This is a genomic window from Peribacillus simplex (assembly GCF_030123325.1).
GTDB lineage: Bacteria > Bacillota > Bacilli > Bacillales > DSM-1321 > Peribacillus > Peribacillus simplex_D.
Genome location: NZ_CP126106.1, coordinates 2,840,984 through 2,864,854 on the forward strand (window position 1 = coordinate 2,840,984; position 23,871 = coordinate 2,864,854).

General features: G+C 39.8%; 19 protein-coding genes and 1 pseudogene. 6 read left to right on the forward strand and 14 right to left on the reverse strand.

What is annotated here, in order from left to right; genetic code table 11:
• Window positions 1-3 precede the first annotated feature (3 nt).
• From lpdA to QNH43_RS13510, 5 genes are all read left to right on the forward strand, one after another.
• Window positions 4-1,341 carry a dihydrolipoyl dehydrogenase gene (gene lpdA / locus QNH43_RS13490; protein WP_283918224.1) on the forward strand — a complete coding sequence of 446 codons (1,338 nt, stop codon included), beginning with the start codon at window positions 4-6 and terminating at the stop codon, window positions 1,339-1,341.
• A gap of 23 nt (window positions 1,342-1,364) precedes the next feature.
• A complete protein-coding gene (locus QNH43_RS13495) occupies window positions 1,365-2,141 on the forward strand; it encodes an acetoin reductase (protein ID WP_283918225.1) in 777 nt (258 codons plus the stop codon).
• Between the two features lie 215 nt (window positions 2,142-2,356).
• Window positions 2,357-4,243, forward strand: coding sequence for a sigma-54-dependent Fis family transcriptional regulator (locus tag QNH43_RS13500; protein WP_283918226.1), 1,887 nt, complete (start codon window positions 2,357-2,359; stop codon window positions 4,241-4,243).
• 69 nt (window positions 4,244-4,312) lie between these two features.
• Window positions 4,313-5,290 (forward strand): NAD(P)H-dependent flavin oxidoreductase, encoded by a 978-nt coding sequence (locus tag QNH43_RS13505; protein ID WP_283918227.1) that lies wholly within the window; start codon window positions 4,313-4,315, stop codon window positions 5,288-5,290.
• A gap of 3,004 nt (window positions 5,291-8,294) precedes the next feature.
• Window positions 8,295-9,035 (forward strand): exosporium leader peptide, encoded by a 741-nt coding sequence (locus QNH43_RS13510; protein WP_283918228.1) that lies wholly within the window; start codon window positions 8,295-8,297, stop codon window positions 9,033-9,035.
• A 436-nt stretch (window positions 9,036-9,471) separates the two neighbouring features.
• On the opposite strand, the gene QNH43_RS13515 is transcribed toward QNH43_RS13510, so the two are convergent.
• The 3 genes and pseudogenes from QNH43_RS13515 to QNH43_RS13525 all read right to left on the reverse strand — a co-directional run bounded on the left by QNH43_RS13515 (window position 9,472) and on the right by QNH43_RS13525 (window position 11,263).
• On the reverse strand, window positions 9,472-10,110 hold the full coding sequence (locus tag QNH43_RS13515) for a glycosyltransferase (RefSeq protein ID WP_283918229.1): 639 nt from the start codon (window positions 10,108-10,110) through the stop codon (window positions 9,472-9,474).
• A gap of 642 nt (window positions 10,111-10,752) precedes the next feature.
• A pseudogene (locus QNH43_RS13520) lies at window positions 10,753-10,926 on the reverse strand (bile acid:sodium symporter family protein); the annotation flags it as partial.
• A gap of 157 nt (window positions 10,927-11,083) precedes the next feature.
• Entirely contained in the window at window positions 11,084-11,263 is a 180-nt protein-coding gene (locus tag QNH43_RS13525; RefSeq protein WP_283918230.1) for a hypothetical protein, read from the reverse strand.
• A 398-nt stretch (window positions 11,264-11,661) separates the two neighbouring features.
• On the opposite strand from QNH43_RS13525, the gene QNH43_RS13530 reads away from it, so the two are divergent.
• The gene (locus QNH43_RS13530; protein WP_076369253.1) at window positions 11,662-12,033 is read left to right on the forward strand and encodes a cyclic-phosphate processing receiver domain-containing protein; all 372 of its coding nucleotides are present in this window, start codon (window positions 11,662-11,664) and stop codon (window positions 12,031-12,033) included.
• A gap of 251 nt (window positions 12,034-12,284) precedes the next feature.
• On the opposite strand, the gene QNH43_RS13535 is transcribed toward QNH43_RS13530, so the two are convergent.
• From QNH43_RS13535 to mdcA, 11 genes are all read right to left on the reverse strand, one after another.
• Window positions 12,285-13,196 carry a DMT family transporter gene (locus QNH43_RS13535; RefSeq protein WP_283918231.1) on the reverse strand — a complete coding sequence of 304 codons (912 nt, stop codon included), beginning with the start codon at window positions 13,194-13,196 and terminating at the stop codon, window positions 12,285-12,287.
• Entirely contained in the window at window positions 13,189-13,884 is a 696-nt protein-coding gene (locus QNH43_RS13540; protein ID WP_283918232.1) for a GntR family transcriptional regulator, read from the reverse strand. Before QNH43_RS13540 ends, QNH43_RS13535 begins: the two co-directional genes overlap by 8 nt.
• Before the next feature lie 414 nt (window positions 13,885-14,298).
• Window positions 14,299-15,447 (reverse strand): M42 family metallopeptidase, encoded by a 1,149-nt coding sequence (locus QNH43_RS13545; RefSeq protein ID WP_283918233.1) that lies wholly within the window; start codon window positions 15,445-15,447, stop codon window positions 14,299-14,301.
• Between the two features lie 31 nt (window positions 15,448-15,478).
• Window positions 15,479-16,660, reverse strand: coding sequence for an amidohydrolase (locus QNH43_RS13550; RefSeq protein ID WP_283918234.1), 1,182 nt, complete (start codon window positions 16,658-16,660; stop codon window positions 15,479-15,481).
• Between the two features lie 41 nt (window positions 16,661-16,701).
• Entirely contained in the window at window positions 16,702-18,180 is a 1,479-nt protein-coding gene (locus tag QNH43_RS13555) for a sodium:solute symporter family protein (RefSeq protein ID WP_283918235.1), read from the reverse strand.
• Window positions 18,177-18,380, reverse strand: a complete 204-nt coding sequence (locus QNH43_RS13560; RefSeq protein WP_283918236.1) for a DUF3311 domain-containing protein — start codon at window positions 18,378-18,380, stop codon at window positions 18,177-18,179. The genes QNH43_RS13555 and QNH43_RS13560 overlap by 4 nt, the downstream gene beginning before the upstream one ends.
• Before the next feature lie 360 nt (window positions 18,381-18,740).
• Window positions 18,741-19,349, reverse strand: coding sequence for a malonate decarboxylase holo-ACP synthase (locus tag QNH43_RS13565; RefSeq protein WP_283918237.1), 609 nt, complete (start codon window positions 19,347-19,349; stop codon window positions 18,741-18,743).
• The gene (locus tag QNH43_RS13570) at window positions 19,340-21,025 is read right to left on the reverse strand and encodes a biotin-independent malonate decarboxylase subunit beta (RefSeq protein WP_434060177.1); all 1,686 of its coding nucleotides are present in this window, start codon (window positions 21,023-21,025) and stop codon (window positions 19,340-19,342) included. Before QNH43_RS13570 ends, QNH43_RS13565 begins: the two co-directional genes overlap by 10 nt.
• Window positions 21,006-21,314, reverse strand: a complete 309-nt coding sequence (locus QNH43_RS13575) for a malonate decarboxylase subunit delta (protein WP_283918238.1) — start codon at window positions 21,312-21,314, stop codon at window positions 21,006-21,008. The genes QNH43_RS13570 and QNH43_RS13575 overlap by 20 nt, the downstream gene beginning before the upstream one ends.
• 12 nt (window positions 21,315-21,326) lie before the next feature.
• Window positions 21,327-22,184 carry a triphosphoribosyl-dephospho-CoA synthase gene (locus QNH43_RS13580; RefSeq protein WP_283918239.1) on the reverse strand — a complete coding sequence of 286 codons (858 nt, stop codon included), beginning with the start codon at window positions 22,182-22,184 and terminating at the stop codon, window positions 21,327-21,329.
• Window positions 22,185-22,199: 15 nt separating this feature from the next.
• Window positions 22,200-23,861, reverse strand: coding sequence for a malonate decarboxylase subunit alpha (gene mdcA, locus QNH43_RS13585; RefSeq protein ID WP_283918364.1), 1,662 nt, complete (start codon window positions 23,859-23,861; stop codon window positions 22,200-22,202).
• Between the last annotated feature and the right edge of the window lie 10 nt (window positions 23,862-23,871).

Below are 23,871 nucleotides of genomic sequence, written 5' to 3' on the forward strand. Positions count from 1 at the left end.
CTCTTGAATCGTATAGCTATTATAGGCGGCGGTCCTGCAGGGTATGTAGCGGCAATCACTGCTGCCCAGCAGGATAAGGAAGTCATATTGGTAGTCGATGGGCCATTGGGGGGCACCTGTTTAAACGAAGGCTGCATGCCAACGAAGTCATTATTGAAAAGTGCAGATACGTATGACTTGGTGAAAAATGCCGGGCACATGGGAATTCGCCTGCCCTCCACTTCGATTGAAGTCGATTGGGATACCGTACAGGAACGAAAGAAAGAAGTCATATCCAAACTAGTGAACGGCATTCGATATTTAATGAATAAGAATAAAATAAAAGTCATTCAGGGAAGAGCGTCTATCCTGTCGGGCCATCGACTGCGGATCGAGAACGGAAATAAAAATGAAGAGATTGAAGCTAGTAAGATCATCATTTCAACTGGGTCCGAACCGATTCCTTTACCTTTTGCCCCGTTTGATGGTGAATGGATCATCCACAGTGGCCATGCCATGTCACTTCCTGCCATTCCTGATTCGCTGCTCATTGTTGGAGGCGGCGTCATCGGATGTGAATTTGCCAGTATTTATAGCAGGATGGGCACCAAGGTAACCGTTATCGAAATGGGGGCAAAGCTGCTTCCGGGGGAAGACGATGATATTACGAGCATCTTGCATGGAGAATTGAAAAACCAAGGCGTAACGGTCCATACCTCCACATCTGTCAAAAACATCAATGCAAACAGCAAGACGGTATTTTTGGAGAAAAGCAATGGCGAACTGGAAGAACTTCATGCAGATTACGTACTCGTATCAATAGGGAGAAAACCAAGAGTGAACGAAATGGGCTTAGAGGGAAATGATATTGACTTTTCCCGACTTGGCATCTCAGTGGATGATCGAATGCAAACAAGCAATCCATCGATTTATGCCTGTGGAGATGTGATAGGGGGCATACAACTTGCCCATGTTGCTTTTCATGAAGGGCGAGTTGCGGCTCTGAATGCCTGTGGTCAATTTGCACAAGTGAATTACCGGGCAATCCCTCGCTGCATTTATACCTCCCCGGAGATTGCCAGTGTAGGCTTGACTGAAAAAGAAGCGCGTAAAAAATATGGGGACATTAAAGTTGGTGAATTCGCTTTTTCGGCAAATGGGAAAGCTATCCTTTCCAATGAACCGGTAGGTTTTACCATTGTTGGTCAACATGCGACAGAATTGATTGGTCAAGGTACGGTCATGCTGCATGCAGAAATAACGGCAGATATGATGGGAGATTTTGTAGCGGCACATCCAACCTTGTCGGAATCCATACATGAAGCTTTTTTGAACGTTGTTGGTCAAGCTGTGCATTCATAAAAAAACTGAAGGGGGTTATTTGTATGGCTAGCGGTCAACGGACGGCGGTAGTCACTGGTGCAGGACGTGGTATCGGACGTGCCATTGCATTAAGATTAGCTCAGGATGGATTGAATGTAGTCATTAATGACGTCAATCTGGATACGGCTGAATCGGTCGTGAATGAGATCAGAGAAATTGGGCGTGAAAGCTTTGCCGTTAAAGCGGATGTAAGCACTAGACGGGAAGTATTCGATATGGTGAATCAAGTTGTAGAACGTTTTGGACAACTGGACGTTATGGTTTCAAATGCAGGAATTGCTCAGATAAAGCCTCTATTGGAGGTAACTCAAGAGGATCTGGAACAGATTTTCAATATAAATGTAAATGGTGTCCTCTTTTGCCTGCAAGCCGCTGCTGAACAAATGAAAAAGCAGGAAGGCGGGAAAATTATTAGTGCTGCCAGCATCGCCAGTTACAAAGGCTTTAGTTTACTAGGTACATACTCGGCCACAAAATTTGCCGTAAGAGGCATTACACAAGCGGCAGCACAGGAATTGGCCCAGTTTGGCATTACGGTGAATGCCTATTGTCCAGGAATTGTCGGTACGCAAATGTGGGATTTGATCGATGAAAAAATGGGTCAATATATGAATCTTGCTAAAGGTGAAACATTTAAAAAGTTTACCGATTCCATAACCTTAGGACGCCCCGAAACGCCAGAAGATGTTGCGAAATTCGTATCTTACCTTGCTTCAACGGATTCGGATTATATGACAGGGCAATCCATCATGATTGATGGCGGGGTTATATTTTCATAAAACTAACGCATTATATTGTTAGATGGAGAAGCATCGTGTGAATGATCACATGATGCTTTTTGTGTAAACTAAATCTATATATTGTAAGCGAATACATAATCTACTATAATTAAATGGACCTCGATTAATATCCTATTTTATACTCCCTGGTATTTTTCCTCTAGATTGGCCCTGGTCAAATGAAGGTTTAAACCAAATGATTAGAGGAGGATTTTATGCTATCCACTAGTTGTTATCTACGCACATGGGAACGCTTTGTCAGTGAAGGGGTTCTCGACTCAAATCGTCTGAACAAGCGAATAATGGAATCCTGGCATCGCTGCAAAAAAGAACAAGTCAACCCATACCTTAATAAAGGCAAACACATTTTGACGAATGAATTATTGAACATTCAAAGAGAAAAAAACTCCTTCCTATTAGAAGTGGCATCACCCCAATTGACTAGGATGAATCAATCGATAAAAGAATCTGGAATGATGGCTTTATTGGTCGATCCGGATGGATATGTCCTGTCACTTTCGGGAAGCGAGAAGATCCTCGAGGAGGCAGGCAAAATAAATTTTGTGGAGGGCGTATGCTGGACGGAGGGTGAGGTCGGAACGAACGCAATAGGAACAGCCTTGAAAACGGGTGAAGCCGTAATGATCCAAGGTACCGAGCACTATTCAATTGCCTCACATAAATGGAGTTGCTCTGCCATGCCCATTTTAAATGAAGAAGGTAAGATAATGGGAGTTTTGGATATATCATGTCCAGTAGATTATTTCCATCCTTCCATGCTGGGTATGGTAGCCAATTTGGCGTATACGATCGAACAGGAAATGGGAGTGCGTTCCTATAAAAAGGAGCTGGCACTGACCCAGCACTCGATAGAACTTGCAGAGACCTATCCAGATTTGCCTTTTATCGTCTGTAATCATAAAGGAATGATAATCTCCGCCAGTAAACAGATTCGCAAAAAAATTCCTCAATCCATTGGTATGACATTGGCTGATCTATTAAATCATGGATATCGAATCGTAAAGGAAAATCCGCTTCTATCCAAAGAGGATAATAGGATTTCAGGTAAGTGTTTATTCTTATCAGAGAATCATGGTCATGAAACCAATCGGCTTTTCCCTGCTTCAATGCCAGCAGAAAGGTTTGCCTTCAAAGGGGAAAGCGGGGTTAGCGAAGCCTTTCATAACACATTACACAATGTGAAGCTTGTTGCACCGACTGAAGCCAATGTGTATATATCTGGTGAAACAGGGGTCGGGAAAGAGCTTATTGCCATGGCCATTCATGAAAATGGCTTCCGTAAAAAAGGACCGTTCGTCACGATAAATTGCGGGGCCATACCTAAAGATTTAATGGAGAGTGAATTATTCGGGTATGTTGATGGTGCTTTTACAGGGGCTAAACGGCAAGGGCACAAAGGGAAGTTCGAACAGGCAAATGGAGGGACCATTTTTCTCGATGAAATCGGTGAAATCCCTTCAGCGATGCAAGTGGCCTTACTTCGTGTACTCCAGGAAAGAAAAATCGTTCCAATCGGTGGCACAAAAAGCATTTCATTGGATATTCGCATTATCACTGCAACACACCGTAATCTTGAAGAGCTTGTCAATGAAGGGTCCTTTCGGAAGGATTTATACTATCGGTTGAACGTTTACCCCATTCATGTACCGCCCTTGAGGGAAAGGATTGAAGACATTCCTTATCTAGTCAACTACTTGTGTTCACAGAATAATTGGAATATTCCATTAACGGAAGAATTATTGAATCGTTTAAAGGATTACAATTGGCCTGGCAATATTAGAGAACTGCAGAATGTACTTCAACGATTGACCATCTTACTTGCCGAAGGACCTATGGATTATGTTGAAGTGTTGAATTCCATGCATTCACAGCCCGTTACCCGGCATGGTAATTTCCCTTCACGGGAGGAACCAAGTAAAAAAGACCTCAACGGAAATGTACTGACGATCCGTGAAAAAATTCAACGGGATTTAATGATTGAGGCTTTACAAAAATCAAGAGGGAATGTGACGGCTGCAGCAAAGTTAATGGATATACCAAGAAGTACATTTTATAAGCGGCTCCATAAGTATGGTATATAGACATGGTGTGTACATTATGTAAGAAGAGTAGATTGATAGAGATCCATGGAAAATGAAAGGGGTAGGTAAATGAAAACAAGAATTACTGAATTATTGGGAATTGAATATCCGATTATTTGCGGCGGGATGTTTCAAGTTGGCCGGGCCCCGCTCGCAGCCGCCGTTTCAGAAGCGGGGGGACTAGGTATCATAACTTCGAAAACACAGGTGACACCAGAAGGTCTCCGTGATGAAATACACAAAGTGAAAACTTTGACCAATAAGCCCTTTGCTGTCAACCTGAACCTGTTTCCAAGTCAAACCGCAACCCCGAATGAAGAGTTCATCGAAATTTTAATTGATGAAGATGTAAAAATTGTTGAAACGAGTGGCCGAAGCCCAGAAAGTTTAATGCCCAAACTTAAAGAGCACGGCTTTACCGTGATACATAAGGTAGCGAACGTCAAAAACGCAATATCGGCAGAGAAATTAGGAGTCGATGCCATTATCATTGTAGGGAATGAAACAGGCGGGCATCCAGGCATGGGGGATGTGGGAACGCTTGTCATGCTCCCTAGAGCCGTTGACTCCGTTACTATTCCAATAATAGCAGGCGGAGGATTTTCGGATGGCAGAGGCCTGATTAGCGCCTTGTCACTCGGTGCTGAAGGGATCATCATGGGGACTCGCTTTATGGCAACGCAAGAAGCACCGATCCATGATAACGTGAAGCAATGGATGGTATCGGCCAATGAAATGGATACGGTTGTCATCCAGCGGAATATAGGCAGTCCGTCACGTGTAGCATTAAATGCTGTCAGTAAAGAAGTGGACAAACTTGAAAATGAAGGTGCCACCATAGAGGAATTAATTCCACTAATTACGGGACAACGAAGCAAGAAAGTATACTTTGAAGGAAATTTAGACGGAGGAATCTGGTCATGCGGTCAATCCGTAGGACTGATAAAAGAAATATTGACCGTCAATGAACTAATAACACAAATGGTCCAAGAAGCAAAAACCTCGTTCGAATTCATCCAAAGCCGTATCGAATCCATTCGAACATAAATAATGTATCAGGAACATGAGATCAAGTGCTCGTGTTCCTTTTTTGTCTATTGGACATAAGGTTGAAGGGAAAATAGGGTTCAATCGAAACTCTACGCGAAAAGCCAATTCACGAAAAAAAAAAGATACATAAATAACTCATCAATTACTTCCTAACCACTTTCAGCAAATTCTTGATAAGACTTTTGTAAAAGAACCAAAGAAATAGGTAATCAACATTTCGTGATTAGAGTTTACATAACATTATTATACCGTTTTATAAAAATATGTTTTCAACTGTCATTAACTTATAATCTGTCTTGATTTCTGAAACTTCTTTTTAATTCATTTATATGTAAAAATCGACTTTTACGATTTACATATAAATGAATGATACTCGATTTGAAGGTTTACCTTATAACCCTTGGCAGCTTCCTATTGATTCACTGCATGGCTGTTGCAATTATGAAAGCTGTTCCTTAAAATCCACAACCTTTACTTAAAAATAAGTTTAAAACAGCGCGGATTGATCACCATTTAGGTGCTATAAGAGAGATTATGTTGCTAAATAGAGGAACCTATTATCACTTTCAGGAAGAAAAAGCGGAAATTTTACGTTAAAAAACCTTGGAGTTGTTATCGGTAAAAGTATATCAATATAATTTTCTGGAAGTGTTAACCCGTGATTTTTCTCATATCGCCATATATTTTATATATTAGAATAACAAAAATGATAAATAAGGTCAGTTAAGCATAATGTATTGATAACTATAGAAATTTAAGAGAAACATGAATAATGGGTCTCAGCAGAGCGCGTTTTTGGATTGAAGGGGGGAATCGTTTATTTACTTCATGTCTATATCTACATATACAACAACAGAAGATTTATCCGAGTTCATTGTATCGAGAAATGCTGAATTGGTTCAGATAGGAGTAGTTATGAAGTCAATGACTCCAGATGACAACGGCATGCCAAATGGACATTTAATTAGTAGTAAATAATAAGTGACCTAAAATGATTAAGTGATTAATCGTTAACCAATAATAACGAAAAATATTAGCAATTAAATTAACAGATAATTTACGATTTATAATAAAAATGAGAAATTTAAATGACCTTTGAGAATTAAATATTATGGAATTAACTCATTGTAAAATTAGCTTCAATCCAAGCAAAATTTACTGGCAATCCAAATAAAATTGAAGATCAATCATTTTTTTCTAAATAAAGTATTAGTTAACAATGCGTAATTAGGTAAAACGAAAATAATAAATAATTGTAGCGGATAAATTTAAAAAATTCGCATTTCGTCTCACTAAGTTAAGTATTCTTAAGATATGAGATAAAATTAACATTAAAAATATAACTTCCTATAATATATATTATGTAAACTAGAATTGAAATAATGATAGTGCCGATCTGTTATCTTTCAATATGATTAATGTCATAAATCTGTTGTCTATCTCATCTCTAGCGTATTTCATCATTTAATACAGTTTTGTAACTGGTGTGTTTATCGTCGATACATTGCTTTTTCCGTTTCCACTTTTGAAATATTTATAACAACGTACATAATTATTGTTCTTACTTTTCCCGCAATCAACACAACGATACCCTTTTTTATACATACTGATAACATTAAAGTTTTTTATTAAAAGCTTCTTTACTTATTTCATATAGATTATAGTGATAGATTCTAAATTCTCTGTTAAGACATTCTTTCTAAAATTCTTTATCTAATTGATAAATATCCTTGTAAGTATATATTCGCTTATTATTTGCTTTCATTTCGCTATTCCCGAAATAAATCACAAGATCTTTACAAGATATGCTATTCATGAATCTAAACTTTTCAAATATACTCCAGGTAATTCATATTCAGAAATCCATCTGTTGTTCCAAACGCAATGGGACTCGACAATACTTCTTTTTACGAAAATCATATTACTCAGAGGCAGAAATTCACTTCGAAGACTTGAAAGTTTAGCTACATGGATACATTGGCAGAACCGGAGCTTTTTAATTCAGTTTTAGAACCAAACTGATTCCATAAATAAGACGCTCCCCCCCTTTTACAAATGAGCTGCGTCTTAGTAAGTATTGCCTTTTTTCCATAACTGCAGAAGTTAATTTTCATAGTAGTTCAACAAGCACATTCTCCTCAGTTGTATTTTTTATGTTCGGTATATACATAACGTTGGTAAATCGCTATTCTAGCTTCTTCTTTAAAACGCCTTGCTCAAACGTTATTCAGCTATCGTCATAATAGTACGTACTCAATTTAAACTTTAAATAGAGCCTGATTTAAAAATCAAACTTAAAAATCCAAACCTTTTTTTTATATCGGCATATATAGTGTAGAAAGGAGTGATTAACTTGTCCGATAACGATAAAAAAGTATGATCAGGAAAAGTGTCGGTATTATAAAAAGAAGGACAATTGTTGCAAAGAATGCCTCGAAGAATGCAAAGAATCACACTTCGGAAAACGAGGACCTCCAGGACCAGGGGGTGCTTTGGCTTATGGATCTTTGTACAATCCGTCTGTGAATTTTGTCATATAGATTTTGATTTCCCAGGATTTAGTTTAAATACAATCCCGAATCCCACTGTCTCTCTTAGTGGTGACTATGAAATAAGTAAGTGCCGACCTTGTTGTTATTACTAATGAACTTGAAAATGCCTTATTCACGATTAACTGAAGTGTCATAGGGCCCATTCCAGGTTCCTCTTTCGAAATCGTAACAGGATTGACATGTCAAACTGGAGAAGCTTCATGGTTTAACACTATAGGTAAGACCGTCCAAGTGGAGTTAAATGCAGGAGAAAACGTGTTTGTGTTTATTCAAAATGTGAGTGGAAGTGTTTCTTATAGATCTCCGTCACTTACTGTAAAACGTATAGGACCCCTTGTATCCTCTGCTAAAGAGGAAATAGAAACTATTAAGCAGAAAGAGAAGCGAAAAAACAGAAAAAAAAAGCTTCATTGCTCGACTTTTCGGAAAGTGAACAATGAGGAAAAAGGGTGAGTAAAATAGAAAAGCCAATTCAAGGTCGTAGATTTGTTGACACGACCTATAAGTGTAATAACGATGATATCCTTAATAAAAAGGAGCATTTCCCTAATAAAAAGGAGCATTCCCCTAATAAAAAGGAGCATAAAAAATGTAAGGAGTGTGAACAAGGTCCTCGAGGACCTCAAGGACCTTCAGGACCTCAAGGATTTCAAGGACTTCCAGGACCTCCAGGACCTCCAGGACCTCCAGGACCAGGGGGTGCTTTGGCTTATGGATCATTGTACGATCCGTCTGGAAATTTTGTCGCAGTGACTGCGGTAACCCCCCCTACCCTGGGGCAGAAGGTTGTTTTCACAACTCCTGGTCCGTTATTAGGAACAGCTCCTTTTCCTCCTGGTCTTGGACCTTTTACTGATATTGAGGTTCTGACTGCTGGGGTATATGAGATAAGCATGGATTTAACAGCTAGACTAATTAATGCTTCTAACTTAACGTTTAATACCGAAGTTCAGTTCAGGTTATTCATCAATGACACAACCCCAGTTCCTGAGAGTACTTTTGAATCCTTTAATCGAATTACAGGTGGTCCAGTCGGGCAGCCATCGACAGTTGAAACTAGAAACACGATAGGAAGAACAATCCAACTTCGATTATCCGCAAACGATAGGCTAAGTATTAGAGTTATTACTGCATCTGCCAATGTAACATATAGGTATCCCTCTTTAGTAGTCACAAAAATCGCCAACTAGCTGCCAAAGTCAGTAAATAGGAGCAAGAAGAGCCCCAACCTAAATGTTGTGGGCTTTTTCCGTTTTATAATTTTTAGATGTTTAATGACCATGGTGGTGTTGGTTACACAGGTAAATTAAGCGAAGTCTCATTCCTTCTTCAACTAAAATGCTCCGTTTGTTCAATAAGCAACTTCTTCATATGATGTATAAATATTGCCTTGAACTGTTACCTCTGCGATCTATGAAAGTAAATAATATCGTCTCATGTTTCTTCCGGCAACACTCGTAGTCATTGTCCCCTATCCTCTACTCATTTAATTTGTAAAATACAAGACAACGGTGTTGTGTCAAAAAATTAAAAAGACACAAATCTGCTGTCTTCGGACGAAAATTGTATATTTGATAAGCGAATGAAAGAATCTCCAACAGATTGCTGGAGATTCTTAGATTATTTTTAAAACTTATCCGGAAATTGCTTTATAACTGCCGCAGAGATAGTATCTGCCATTAGGATTATATGTGTGACGCCTTCGTCAATTGAAACGATTCTTTCGTTCCAATTTTTTGCTAAGCTTGCAGATAAATCATTTGTCACTAATTTCAGATGCATATACAGCAAGTTTTTTAGATCTTCATTTTTCAAATAAGGGTTGGCACCGCTAAGGAAGGCTGCTATATCATCAGCATTTCTATACCATTCTTTGTTTAGCTGATTCACCAAGACTTCATTTCCGCTTTTAGCCGCATCTACTATCTTACCCGCAATAACAATATGTTCCTTAAGTAAATCCGTAAGTTTGTTCCCAGCTTTCTCCCCGTATACTGGCTTTATTGCATTACCAATATCCTCCTGATTTTTCAGCAGCCTAGCCAGTACCTGTTTTTGATCCTCCGCTCCAGCTGTTGTTGCACTTGTAATATAATTACTTGTCCACAAAACATGATCAATCCAAAGTCTCCTGAATTCATTTGCGAACTTTACCTCAGATGGGCTAATATTCTGTACCTGCGGTTTAGCGTATGCACTGTTTGTTCCAGCCACCAAGTTTAGAGGAAATAAAAAAATAAATCCCATCAATAATAATTTTTTCATGAAACCATCTCCTTCCAAAGATTATAAACACCTTTTTATTATTGATATATGGGATTTTAATATTCATAATAATGGTTCTACTTACCCTGTTGAAATATCGTCCAATGCAAGTTGTTTTGTATAAGGTTAAATCGTCTATCATAGTAATAATACACGGACACTAAAACTTCGCGATTTGTGGTTAAAAAATATGATGAACTAATGTTTAATTTACATGTAACTTCAAGAAAGGGACGCCAAGAAATAGTGGATTTAACATGGAAGCAAGCAAAATCAAACGATTTTTAGTTAGAGGAAAAGGAAATTAGATCCTCTCCCCCCTTCATCTCCATATCTTAATGTCTTTTTGAATGATTCTGTCACTTGGAACCTCCTATAAAAAGATCGCTAAGTATATCAATTAATTCATGATTATGTTCTAGAACTTCATTAATTTTTTCTTTTTTGATATTTGTATTCTGCTATTGCTACTACATGCTTGCTGTAGGAGTGCATTAACAGAATGACTCTCTTTTTCCTAGATGAATTCTAGAATTCAAGCAGCATGGTTATTTGTCCCTTCACTTCCATTTCTGGAAAATATTGCAGCACCAAAAAAAATCCCTGCTGTGAGCATAGGATCTTTTTTCATTTCAATATTATTTAAAGCTTGTTCTCTACCGGATGGACTGTCCCTTCCTCTATACTGTCGCCAGCATGTTTTTTTGACCAGTAAGTCGCAAGAATTGGTCCTGATATGTTGTGCCATGCAGCAGCCAGGACACTTGGAAGTGCTGCCAGAGGACCGAAATGTGCAGTAGCAAGCGCAACGCCTATTAACTAACGGAACATGGAGGTATATCTCTAATTAATTTTTTATCGGAGACCAATTAAATTTGACATAAAAAAAGCGCCTTTTCTCAGAGGGCGCTAAGTTGGTTATTTATCGTTTAAAAATTGATTCCCTTTATATATAAAACAGTAAATATTGGTTTTACCCTTTTGATATAGTGCAGGAATCAACGTTACATTCTTTTAGAGCATTATCAATCAATGAAAGCTGATCATTAATCATTGATAAGTAGAAAATATGATAGTCATTTATTTGTTCCTTTAACTCTAACAGCAGCGTTTTGTCCCTTTGTACAAGGAAAATCTCTTCTGGATGTAACATATCACTTCTCCTTTTAGTTAAGATATTACCTTTTACCCTAATTATTACAATTATTAACTTTTTTAGCGGAAGTTTTGTACCATATTTCACAAGGGATATTTAGAGGGAGTTACTAAACTGTCCGAAGACAATACGCTAGTAAAAAAACCATGCAACATAGTTTCATAAGGGGGTGGCTCAGTAACAGTTCCTCCTTTTAGTAAAGACCCGTTATTTGAAGAAACACAACGATAAGTATAAAGAATATTAATATAAAAAAGGCTGTCGTATATTAGCCTTTAACGTCGAATATGTCCCCTTCTTACTTTGTTGTGTTAGACTTAATATATAAAACCATATTTTCTTGGGGTTTTTTGACTTTTATTAATCACACTTGTATAAGGGAAGGAGTATAAGAAATGGAGAAAATCAGCGTTTTTCTGGATGACTATCGGAAAGCTCCCGATGGCTATGTGTTAGTCGAGACTATTGACGAATGTATAGAGCTATTGCGAAACTTTGATATTGAACACCTCTCTTTGGACCATGATTTATTAAATAAAACTAGGAATGGTTTTATGCTTGTTCAAAAGATGGTCAAAGAAAAACTTTTTGCTAATCGCATCACAATTCACTCTGCCAATTCAGTTGGCGGTAAAGCAATGTACGACTGTTTAAAGCAAGCACAACGGAATTTAACAATGCCCCCTGCCATTATTGTTTCCTTACGCCCCCTGCCCCTCAAATTCTTCCCGTCAAAGGTTCTGCAACATTATATGGATATAAGATAAACTCTTCTCAATTACATTTCATAGAAGAATTATACGATGCTTTTGTGATTGTATCGCGGAAACGATTCTTTTTGCTTTAAATCCCTGAAGATGTTGATCAGGTTTGAAGGATAAAACGCATGCGTAATACTCCAAAATACAAAAAAGCAATTCACATATAGTGTGATTGCTTTTTTAAATTATGTTCGAGCTTCATGGCAGTTTATAATCTACAAGATAGATTCCATTATTTTGCCGCTTAACAACTGACATTACTTGTTTTTTGATAAAATCGTAATGGTGCTTATAATGCAGAGTGTACCGAGCCACTCGGCAAAACCGAATGTTACATTCAGCCAGAAAACGGATATTAAGGTTGCAGATAATGGTTCAACAGAAGCTAATAAACTTACCTCTGAAGCCGAAATGAATTTTGTGCTTTCCAAATAAAAATAAAAAGCAATGATCGTACCGAAAATGATGATGAATAAAACCGCTGAAAATGAAGGGAACGTCCAATTGCCTTCAAATGCCCATGGAGGATGAACCATGCTAAAGCATATTCCCCCAATCAACATGCCCCATCCCACAACAATCATTGAACCCCATCTTGAAAGGAGTTCATACGGCTGCAATGTATAGAATGCCAATGCAAAGGCTGATGTTACTCCCCAAAATACTGCCCACCCGGAAATGGAAAGCGAATGTATGCTTCCACCTGTCACAAGCAAAAAAGTGCCTAAAATCGCTATGATCACAGATGCACTCACAGTAATGCTTGGAAAACGTCTGGAATGAATGGCTAAATAACAAGTGATCAGGGCCGGTGCCAGGTATTGAAGCACTGTAGCAGTGGCTGCGTTGCCATGTTCAATTGCTGCAAAATATGTGTATTGAACAGCGAGCATACCCAAAATTGCAAAAAGGATAATTTGAAGCGCATCTTTTTTAGTTTTCCAAATCTCAAAAACTTTCATTCTTTCGTTCTTATATGCGACCCCCAATAAGATGATTCCAGAAAGCAACAAGCGTACAACAGTGAGCCACTCAGGACTGAAACCTTGATGCTGAAATAGATATTGAGCTGCCGTTCCTGATACTCCCCATAACGCAGCGCCAGTCAGTACTAGTGCAATCCCTTTATTTCTTGAAGGTGATATGGCAACTAAAGTATCATTACTCATTTTTTTCTTCCCCATTTTTTACACGTTCCGTATGGGCTTGAATTCTAAAGTAACTTTCTTTCCAATTCTTTTCTATCACCTTAAGCACCATAGGGAGATTTCCATTCCTTAAAGCCTGTATGATTCTATCATGCTCATCAACGGAAAGAAGAACATCACTTACCTGATTGAAATAAAACAGTTCCATTCTTATAAGTTTTTGTTTGAGTCCTGATAGAATCCGCTTCAATTCATCATTTGTAGAAAGATTGATGTAAATGGAGTGAAAGTCATCATCTTTCTGAACGGCCACTATTTGATTTCCCTCGTCTATTGCTTTTTTCACTTCATGATTGATGGCTTCCATCTCAATTAAGTGTTTTTCTTCAATGAATTCAAAAGCCTGTTCCATAGCCAACTTTTCCAGTGTCCAAACAATGGAATATATGTTTAATGCCCCTTCGAATTGAATGGGGGAAACAATAGTTGAACGGCTCGGCTTAGTCTCTACAAATCCCTCTTCCTCAAGCCTTAAAAGTGCTTCCCTAATAGGGGTTCTGCTTACTCCCAATTGTTCGGCCAATTCTTTGTCCCGTAATTGTTGGCCGGGCGTTAGGATTCCCTGTACAATCCAATCCCGCAAAATCATGTATGCTTCTTCACGTACAGAAGTACGTTTAATTTTTTGTGATGAACTTGAATGCAGCAAAGATTATACCTCCTGGAAATGTAAATATATAATATGCAATATATCACACATTGCATGCCGTTGAAATAGAAATAAGAAAATTTTACCTCTGTATTTTTATAATTGATTTCATAAATGATCCACCACATGGCGTTAGTCTCTTGGTCTCGTCAAGGGAGAAAGTAAAAGCCAAGAATAAAAGAATTCAAACATTTACATAATTAGAAAGAATGATTTCTAACGAAAGAGGGAACTTTCCTTTTCAAACCAAAAAGACAACACTCCCAACCAGAGTGCTGTCTTTTTGGTTGAGATTTTCCCATCATTAATAATTTATTCTTTTGCCCTTGGTAAGCGGAAAACTTCTAACCTTTATTTATTTTCTAGAGTATGAACAGTATAAGAAACTTAACTCATTCTTTACGCAATAATATGTTAAATAAAACTTAAATCTTTCCCTCCATTGTCCAAAACGATTCCTTTTGCAATCTTCAAGACCCCTTCGGCATCATTGAGATTGACTAATTCAACTGGGGAGTGCGAATATCTGCGCGGCGTTGAAAGAACTCCTACTGGTATTCCTTTATTCGCAGAAGTCAAACTGGCTGCATCAGTTGTATAGGAATCCCCGACTAACGTTATCGTCTGTAATGGTACATTTGCGTTAGCTGCCTGTTCCTCGATGATTTCCCTCACTTTAGGGTGGATGTGGTTGAAAACCATTGTACCTCTAACCCCATCCGCAATAGGACAAGCTGGTCCTTTTCCTAGGTAAACGGGAAGTGATATTTCCGTATCGATATCAGGTGTATCGCCAGCTGGAATTGTATCTAGTACGATTGCATAATCAGGCTCAATTGCATTTCCTACCATAATGGCTCCAAGCAGTCCCACCTCTTCTTGAACAGTTACAACACCATATAATGTTCCCGCAAATTCAACGCCTTGTAATTCTTTAAATAACTCTATTAATATTGCACAATGAATTCGATTATCAACGGATTTTGTACATACAAGATCTTTATTTACCATTTCCATAAAATCACTTTGGAATACAATGGGATCTCCCACTTTAATTCCCATGTTTTCAACCTCTATTCTCGAGGAAGCCCCTACATCTATGTAACATTCACGTGTTGTTTTAACGCGTTTACTTTCCTCGGGAGTTTGCATGTGTCCAGCTTTTATCCCGATTATTCCAGGTAATTTTTTTATTGTAACCCAGACTTTTCTCCCTAACAATAATTGATCGGAAACCCCTCCCACCTTATCAAACATGATAAAACCATTGGGTAAAATATTTTTCACACAAAATCCAACTTCATCAGAATGGCTCGATATCATCAGTTTAGGCCCGGGGATATTTCCTTTTTTTATCGCAATCACATTGCCATTGCGATCTACATCCACCTCGTCAGCATATGGTAACAATTTGTCCCTCATATATTTTACAACTTCTTGTTCTGATCCAGAAACTCCTACCAAGCCAGTTAATTCTCTTAATGACTTTTTTATACTTTCTTTCACTTTTTCTTCTCTGAGTGACTGTCCAATCTTTTGGTCTATCATATTTGTAGTTTTCATTTGATTTCCTCCTTTTGGTTTCCTTGATAACTTAATTTATATTAGTAGTTTTCGCTAAAAAAATTGAAAGAAACATTTTTCCAATGATTAACATGGACTGTTCATCTACATCAAATCTTGGATGATGATGAGGATATATAGCATCTTTTTCCGGATTCTTACCTCCAACCCAGAAAAAAGTTCCTGGTACCTTTTGCAAATAATACGCGAAATCCTCCATGCCCATATGGGGTTTCATCTTTTTTACATGTTCATCCCCGATAAGCAACTTAGCTTGTTCTTCCACTTTTCTTGTTTCATTCGGATGGTTCCAAACCGCAGGATAGCCTCTATCGTAACTATACTTCACTGCAGCTCCAGCGCCTTCACAGGTGGATTTTGCTATTTGCCCAATAGACACTTCAATCAAATCACGGACATCTTCGTCGAAAGTTCGTACCGTCCCTTTAATTTTTGCGGTGTTTGGAATTATATTATAAGCATCACCGCTGTTAAATGAACCGACTGTAACAACAGCAGGCTTGAGCGGATCGACACGTCTGCTTACAATATGTTGAAGATTCATGACAAGTTGACTACCGACCAAAAGTGGGTCTATAGTTAATTCTGGTGTAGCCCCATGACCTCCAACACCTAAGATGTCGATTTCGAACCGGTCTCCCGAAGCCATTAAGTATCCTTCATTAACTCCTATTGTTCCAAACGGAAGATGGGAAGCAACATGTGCTCCATAAATGGAATCCACTCCGTTGAGACAGCCATCCTCGATCATAGGCTTGGCTCCTCCTGGAATTACTTCTTCGGCAAATTGATGAATAAACACAACATCTCCTTCAAGCTCATCTTTCACTTCACACAACACTTTTGCCACTCCAAGTAAAGCTGCCGTATGAATATCATGCCCACAAGCATGCATGACTCCTGGAACTCTTGACTTATAAGCTACTTCTTTTTCATCTTGTATGGGCAAAGCATCAAAATCGGCACGGAAAGCGACTGTCTTCCCAGGTTTCCCTCCTTTCAACTTTCCCAGAACCCCTCTGCCTCCAACGCCAGTTTTCACTTCCAATCCCAGGTTAGTTAAAAAATCGGCAATTTTCTTAGGTGTATCCTCTTCTTGAAAAGATAGTTCTGGATACATATGAAGATCTCTGCGGAATTCTACTAGTTCAGGGTATAAATCTTGGAACCTATTAAGTAGGTTTTCTATCATAAGTAAAGTCCTTCCCATATAATATTTTTATGCAATGGGCATTAAATCAGGTGAGAATTTTTCGCTTCTGAAGATACTGGAAGTTGTTTAGTGAAAGCACTTACAATAAGCATGATGATTACGTTTACGGCTAAAGCGATAATACCCGCATTCAAATCCTTCAATACTTGTGGTAACCCAGGCAGCAAAGTGCCAATGGTGGCATTCGTGATCGTCATGTATGCCACAGTTATGACTCCAGCTATCATTCCAGCTGCAGCACCTTGTTTCGTTACTGCGTTATTTTTCGCTAAGCTAAACAGTATTGCTGGAAACAATTGCGTTATAAAGCTATATGCCATTAGGAGAAGGGTTACGATGGAGTTGCCACCGTTAAGCGTAAAGTAGACGCAAATTAGTGAAATAACTGGGACTAACATTTTAGATAGCATTGAAATTTGTTTTTCAGAAGCTGATGGGATAATGACTTTATATACGTTCTTGGATAGTGTTACGGATGCTGTCATTAACAGCATCGAGCCTGGAACTAAAGCAGTCAGTAAGCCGGCTGCACCAATCACCCCAACAAACCAAGGATCAAAAGTTTGTATGGAAATACGCAATAATGCGAGGTCAGTTTCCGCACCCTGTAAACCAGGGACTTGCTTAATCGCTGCAAACCCGACAAAAAAGATAAACAATAACATAAGTGTATAAAGCGGAGTTATTACGGCATTTTTTCGAATGGCTTTTGGTCCAGTTGCCGAATACGTTGCAACAAATAAGTGGGGCCACATTAATCCGCCAATGCTCGTCATCACCACGGTGGAAATAAACCATGGAATTCCGAGGCCAGAATCAGGCAGCTTGAGAAAGTCTGGATTGGACGCTTGAATCTCTCTGAACATGGGCTCTATCCCGCCATAATAATGAGAGGGAATATATATTCCGATAAAAACGACGACCCCAAATATTAAAATATCTTTAATAATAGCCGTCTTTGCCGATCCATGTATACCAGAAATCATCACGTAAACCGTAACGGAAATTACACCGATCCAAGTCGCGACAGTAGGGGATATGAAACCATAAGACGCTTCAGAAACAATGATGCCCAGACCTTTTAGTTGAAGTACAATGTAAGGAATCATCGAAATGACACCAATAAGGGCAGTGATCACACCTAAAAAAGGACTTTTATACTTACTAGCAAAGAAATCAGATTGAGATACCAGCCTATGAGCTTTTGCATATTTCCAAACAGTTGGATACAGCCAATAAAAAATACAATAGATGAGACTAAGATATGCGATTATATAAAAGGCCGGTCCACCCTTTCCGTAAGCCCAGGAGCTTGCACCAAGAAATGTAAATGTTGTATACGATTCTCCCGCCATTAAAAGGAAAACAAGAATCGTTCCAAACCCTCTCCCACCAACAGCCCATTGCTCAAGGTTCATATCTTTCCCTTTTCTAGCATTTATGCCGATATAAATAATGAACAGCAGAAAACCGAAAAGCACAAAGAGTGATGCATTCATTCTGTATCACCACCTTCTTGGTTGGCGGGGTCAATTTTAAAAACGATGCCCATAATTAATGTCGTTAAAATGACCCATAAAACGATCCAAAACATGAAAAACGGCAATCCGAGTACAAACGGTTCTACACGATTAACTAATGGAAGAGAAAAAAGCATCCCGAGAAAAGGAATCATACTTAAAAAATGGCCCAACTTCATTGTGCAACACTCCTTCAAATTTAATCGTTTTCAACGAACAACCATATTACATTGTTCGAATTGCGTACTCTCCGTCATGTTATAAACTAGTAAAACGAAAAAAACCTATTCCTGTTTTAATCAAAAACAAATCGATCGGTTTAACTGTGTCTTTCCATTCTTAGTTTCAAAATGACATTCAATTACATAACACCTTACACATCCTGCAAATAACTCATTTGCTGCTTTCTGAATCACCTCCTCTCCTTCCTGTTCAATCCAATAAATACTGAAAGGGCAAAATGAGATTCTAAAGTATCATGAAATTTTTTAAGACATTTTTTATATGACCCCGCTTGAATAAAGTGTTTATTCTGAAAATTACAGTGTGACTTCTTTTAAAAAGGGACCATCCATTGTCCGGAATAATACGGCCTTTCCTTTAGAATTTGCATATTCACTTAATGAAAAAGCACCTACTTTCGTTTCCAGTTGGACATCAATCCGAAATGGATTTTTCTTCAGTCCATTTTCAATTTTCTGAGCGAAATTAATGGTGAATTCTTCTGAAATTCGAATGACAATATCAATATCACTTTTCTCTGTGACTACTTCTTGGCCAGTGGCGAGTTCAAATCCAATACTTCCGGTTGGCCCCCAAGTTAGCGAAGCTTGATCCAAAAAATCACTGACTCGATCTAAACACTGAAAAATCTTTTTTGAATGATTCTGCCAACCTTTATCCTGTACCAGCCGTTCGGGAGTAATCCTGCTTAGAATCGAATCAATTGGTAAAAAGGCAGCGAATCTTTTATTTCTTTCAGGCCCTCGAACACCTACCGCCACCTGTCCTTTTGCTGCACGGGATCGGCGGATTACCACAAATGGGGAAAATGCTAGTGATTCTGCTACCCAATTCGGAATAGGGGTATGGCTGATCAATTCTTCCGCTCCTTTAATCCTCAACAAGTCATGTGGGTTTAGTTCCATTGTTCATTCAGCTTCTCCCTCACTAAAATGGATGCCGCACGTCCCCCTGATACAGCAAAAGGAGATGTTAATCGAACTTTTATATCCACTGAACCAGCCATTTTAATGTCGAAAATCGCTTCCTTTATTTCTTTATGGATAATATTGCGGTCCTTTTGTCCCGGCATGTCCGCTTTCACTCCATCTACCAACGAATGCAAAGCTCCAAGCCGTTCGAATGATCCGATATCGTACGCCATCGCTGGCACTTTTTTCGCCGCGATTTCTAATTCTTCTATACTTCTCTGTGTAATGCGTGCTGCAGATTGTTTTGACATAACATGTACATTCACACCCGGATCACGAAGTGCAATTAACCGGTGGGCTTGTATGCCATGTGATAAAAAGGCACCTGAAATGGCATTGCCAGGTATGAACGATATAACGGGATGCCCTTCCAAACGTGCGGTGACATATGCATCGACGGCAGCTGCACATGCCTGATGAACGCCTAGCAGTTCTTCGTGATAACCATAGGCCTGACTAGGAACATCGACGATGGCCACGATTGCTCGTTTTTCCCCATTTCGATCTTCTTCAATTGCTTCCCTAACATGCTTTGCAATTGACCATCCCTCCTGTAAACCTACTTCCCCATATCTTGCCCTTGGAAAGCGACTCTTTGCATCCGTTACTACAGCAATATAACGTACCTTCGTATTGCCTATGTAAGCATCTGCAACTCGAACGGAGGGGACATCGCCTATTTCAGGAAATCCATTACTCAATAAATCAAACCAGGTCTGTCCCCGTCCATTAGAATTTTCGCCCTTTGAAACAGCTTGAATTTCCCTAACATCATCAAATCGAAACTGATTCCACAGCTCCCGTACATCTTCTGGCGATATCCGCTGTGACGGCTCCACTGCATTTATAAACGCCCCATACCTCTTAATCTGTCCTGATCTTGGTTCAAAGGAAACGTGACCGTTTATTATTGAAAAGGCGGCTGCTTTTACAGCCTCCGAATCATCTTCAATTAATATATCCGCAAAACCGGCCGACCTCCGCTGTTCTCCGCCAATCGTACCCCAAATCAGAGGGCGGTCTTTTGAGTCGAACTCGCGAATACCGGCTTCCTGCTCAATCACTTCTGGCCCGTTTAATCCCAGCCGGCCTTCTCTCGTCATAATGATGGCACTGCAAAGGCCTGCTGTAATCGACATACCGCCAAATGCACCGATTTTCCCTGGGATAATGGCAATGACAGGAACATGGAAGCGAAGCGCCACAATGGCTGAGCCAATTTCGGCAATGGACAGTAAACCGTAATTGGCTTCCTGCAGCCTCACTCCCCCGGTATCAAACAGTATGATCGGAATCGTCTTTATTCCGGCTTCACAATCCTTTAAGGCCATTTCGAGTGAACCGGCGATTTTTGCACCAGATACTTCGCCGATACCTCCGCCTTGAAAATTCCCCTCTATGGAAATCACGACTGCCCGTTCCCCATTAATCGTACCCTTAGCCACAATGACCCCATCATCACTTTGCGGAACGATTCCTTGAGGCTCCAAGTGAGGCGATTCCAGCCCATCAAATGGACCGAGAAGCTCTTTATATGTTCCGTTATCCAGTAGTTTCATCGCTCTTTCCCGTCCACTGCATTCTACAAAACTACTTTTTGTTTGAATCAAGCAAACTCACCTCCAGCGCTTGTGCGAGTCGGATCGTCACAACACCAGGTGTTGCGCCAAAATCATTAATTTTAACTTTTGCAGCGACATCATGTTGTGTGAAAAATCGTTGAATTATCGCTTTCCATGTATCTTTAAAACCCGTGATTCCCGTCCGAATGGTAACCTCAGTCCGTAATTCTTCACACGGCTCTATCAACACTTCCAAATCACCCGATCCAACAACGCCAACATGTGCACGATTGACAATTTTTCTTGTAGCAAGAAATGTGTATTTGAAACTTTCCAAATGAAGGCCCCCTTAATGTATAGACTCAACTTCTTTTTGAACTTCATCACCGGTTATATGTCCTTGGATTTTATCTAAAAAAAGCGTAGCGGCGAGCATGTCCGCACTGCCTCCTGGAGATATATTAAGTCTCGTAAACTCATCATTAAGTGTTTTTAGCTTTTCTAGACTTCCACTTGATAACACCGAGGCTGCTTGCTTTTTAGCAAATATAAGTGCTTCAGGACCCCCTCGATGTAAAATGCATGTATCATCCAAAGAGGCAATTAAGGCTAACAGTGAATTTAGTTGAGCCTCATTTTCCGCCAATCCGTACGCTCTTGATCGTTTAAGCATTGGCATGGAAACCTGCACAATATGAGGAAAACCTTGCTCTGCCTCTGCTCTTGCTCCATTTACACCGTATTTTGCAGAAACAAGCATGCCATTTGTAGCGATATTAGGACAATGTCGATCTGGATAACGGGCCGTTTCACCAGCCAGTGAAACAATTTCTTTTATTGCAAAACAGCCTTTCCCCATCGCTGCACCTGAAACGAGCAGACCAATCGCCCAAATGGCGCCTTTATGCGTGTTCACGCCACCGGTAGTTTCGAACATTCTATTTTCTCCATTACGGCCGATCGCCGCAATTTCTTCTCTTAAAGAAAGTGAGGGACTGTTGCCATAGCTAATAAATGCGATTTGTTCAAATGTTTCCTTTAATGATAGTGCGGATTTTCGCATGAGTTCGATCGTCAAATCTTGGTGGGCACCGTTATTGACCCGATCGACAAGGCCCGGTTTCGGTGTCAGTTCGACTTCTTCTATTAAAGAGTGAACTGCTGAATCAGCTGCGTAGCGGCTGAATGCCTCTTTTGCATTTCTCATTTTTGCACCTCCCGGTTACCAGCTTATAAACTTTTCCGGCGGTTCGTATAGCCCATCCGACCACTGAACGATTTCCTCTATACTTTTAGCTGCCAGCAAAGACCGTTTTGCATCTGATCGGCGGATGTTCAAATCTTCTGGAAGTGCGATCAAACCTTCAAGCCGCAGGCTATCTGTTTTCTTCGGATCATGTGTTAGTCCAACAGGCGTAACCCCTGCAACCGCTGCAATCGCTTCCCTGCGTTTTTCCATGCTGTCCGCTTTGTATAAGTAAGCGATGCCTTCTTCGGTCACGACGTGCGTAACATCATCCCCATAAATCATGACGGGTGCTATAGCTAGGCCTGTATCTTTTTTAACGCTTATAGCATCCAATGATTCTACGAAAATAGGTTTATTTCCAGCTTGGAAGGTCTCTACAACTTGGACAACCAACTTCTTTCCACGAGCTAGCGGATCATCGGCCGTCATCATATTTAACCACGCTGGAGTTGAATGTCGCCGTCCCCCAGGGTCATGACCCATATTTGGGGCACCGCCGTACCCGGCCAGTCTTCCTCGGGTTACAGTTGAAGAATTTCCATCCTTGTCCATTTGCAGGGTCGACCCGATAAATAAATCGACCGCATATTGCCCTGCCATCTGTGATAATGTTCGGTTCGAGCGCAAAGTGCCATCTCGTCCGGTAAAAAAAACATCACGGCGTGACGCGACATACTTTTCCATTCCGACTTCCCCGCCAAAACAATGAACGCTGTCAATCCATCCACTTTCAATCGCAGGAATGAGTGTCGGGTGCGGATTCAATGCCCAGTGTTTGCATATCTTCCCTCTTAATCCAAGTGATTCTCCATAAGTGGGAAGCAGTAGTTCAATCGCTGCCGTGTTATACCCAATACCATGATTCAACGATATGACTTCGTGTTTTTCATAAATACCACGGATCACCATCATCGCCTGTAAAATCTGTATATCGGTAATATGCCGGGGATCACGTGTAAATAAAGGTTCAAGCTCATATGGTTCATCTGCCACAACGATATAATCGACCCAAGAAGCGGGAATATCGACACGTGGCAGTTCATCAATCAGTTCATTTACCTGAACGATGACAATCCCATCGCGAAATGCAGCTGCTTCAATAATCGTTGGTGTCTCTTCTGTATTGGGACCTGTGTAAAGATTCCCATGTCGGTCTGCCTTATCCGCGGCAACAAGTGCAATCGAAGGAATCAGGTCTATGAAAAGGCGTCCATAAAGTTCGATATATGTGTGTATTTCTCCCATGGTTAGTTTGCCATCTTCCAGCATTTGAGCCATGCGAAGGCTTTGCGGACCAGCATATGCAAAATCTATTTTCTTTGCAATGCCGCATTCAAATAGATCCAAGTGCTCCGGTCTTGAAATACTGGACATTATCATGTGCAAATCAAACAATTTTTTGGGATTCGTCTGTGCGAGCGCTTTTGAAAGAAAGGAGGCCTGCTTTTGATTATTTCCTTCAAGTACTACACGATCATAAGGCCTAATAACCTTTTCCATCACGTCCACGATTCGATCTGTAGGGATTATCATTCCGTTTACGAGACCCTTCACACTGTCCATACGCTTTATCTTTTCTTCAAGGCGTTTCGTCCATGTTCGCTTTTGATTTACTACCTGTCCCGTTAATTCCATCATGGCAGTC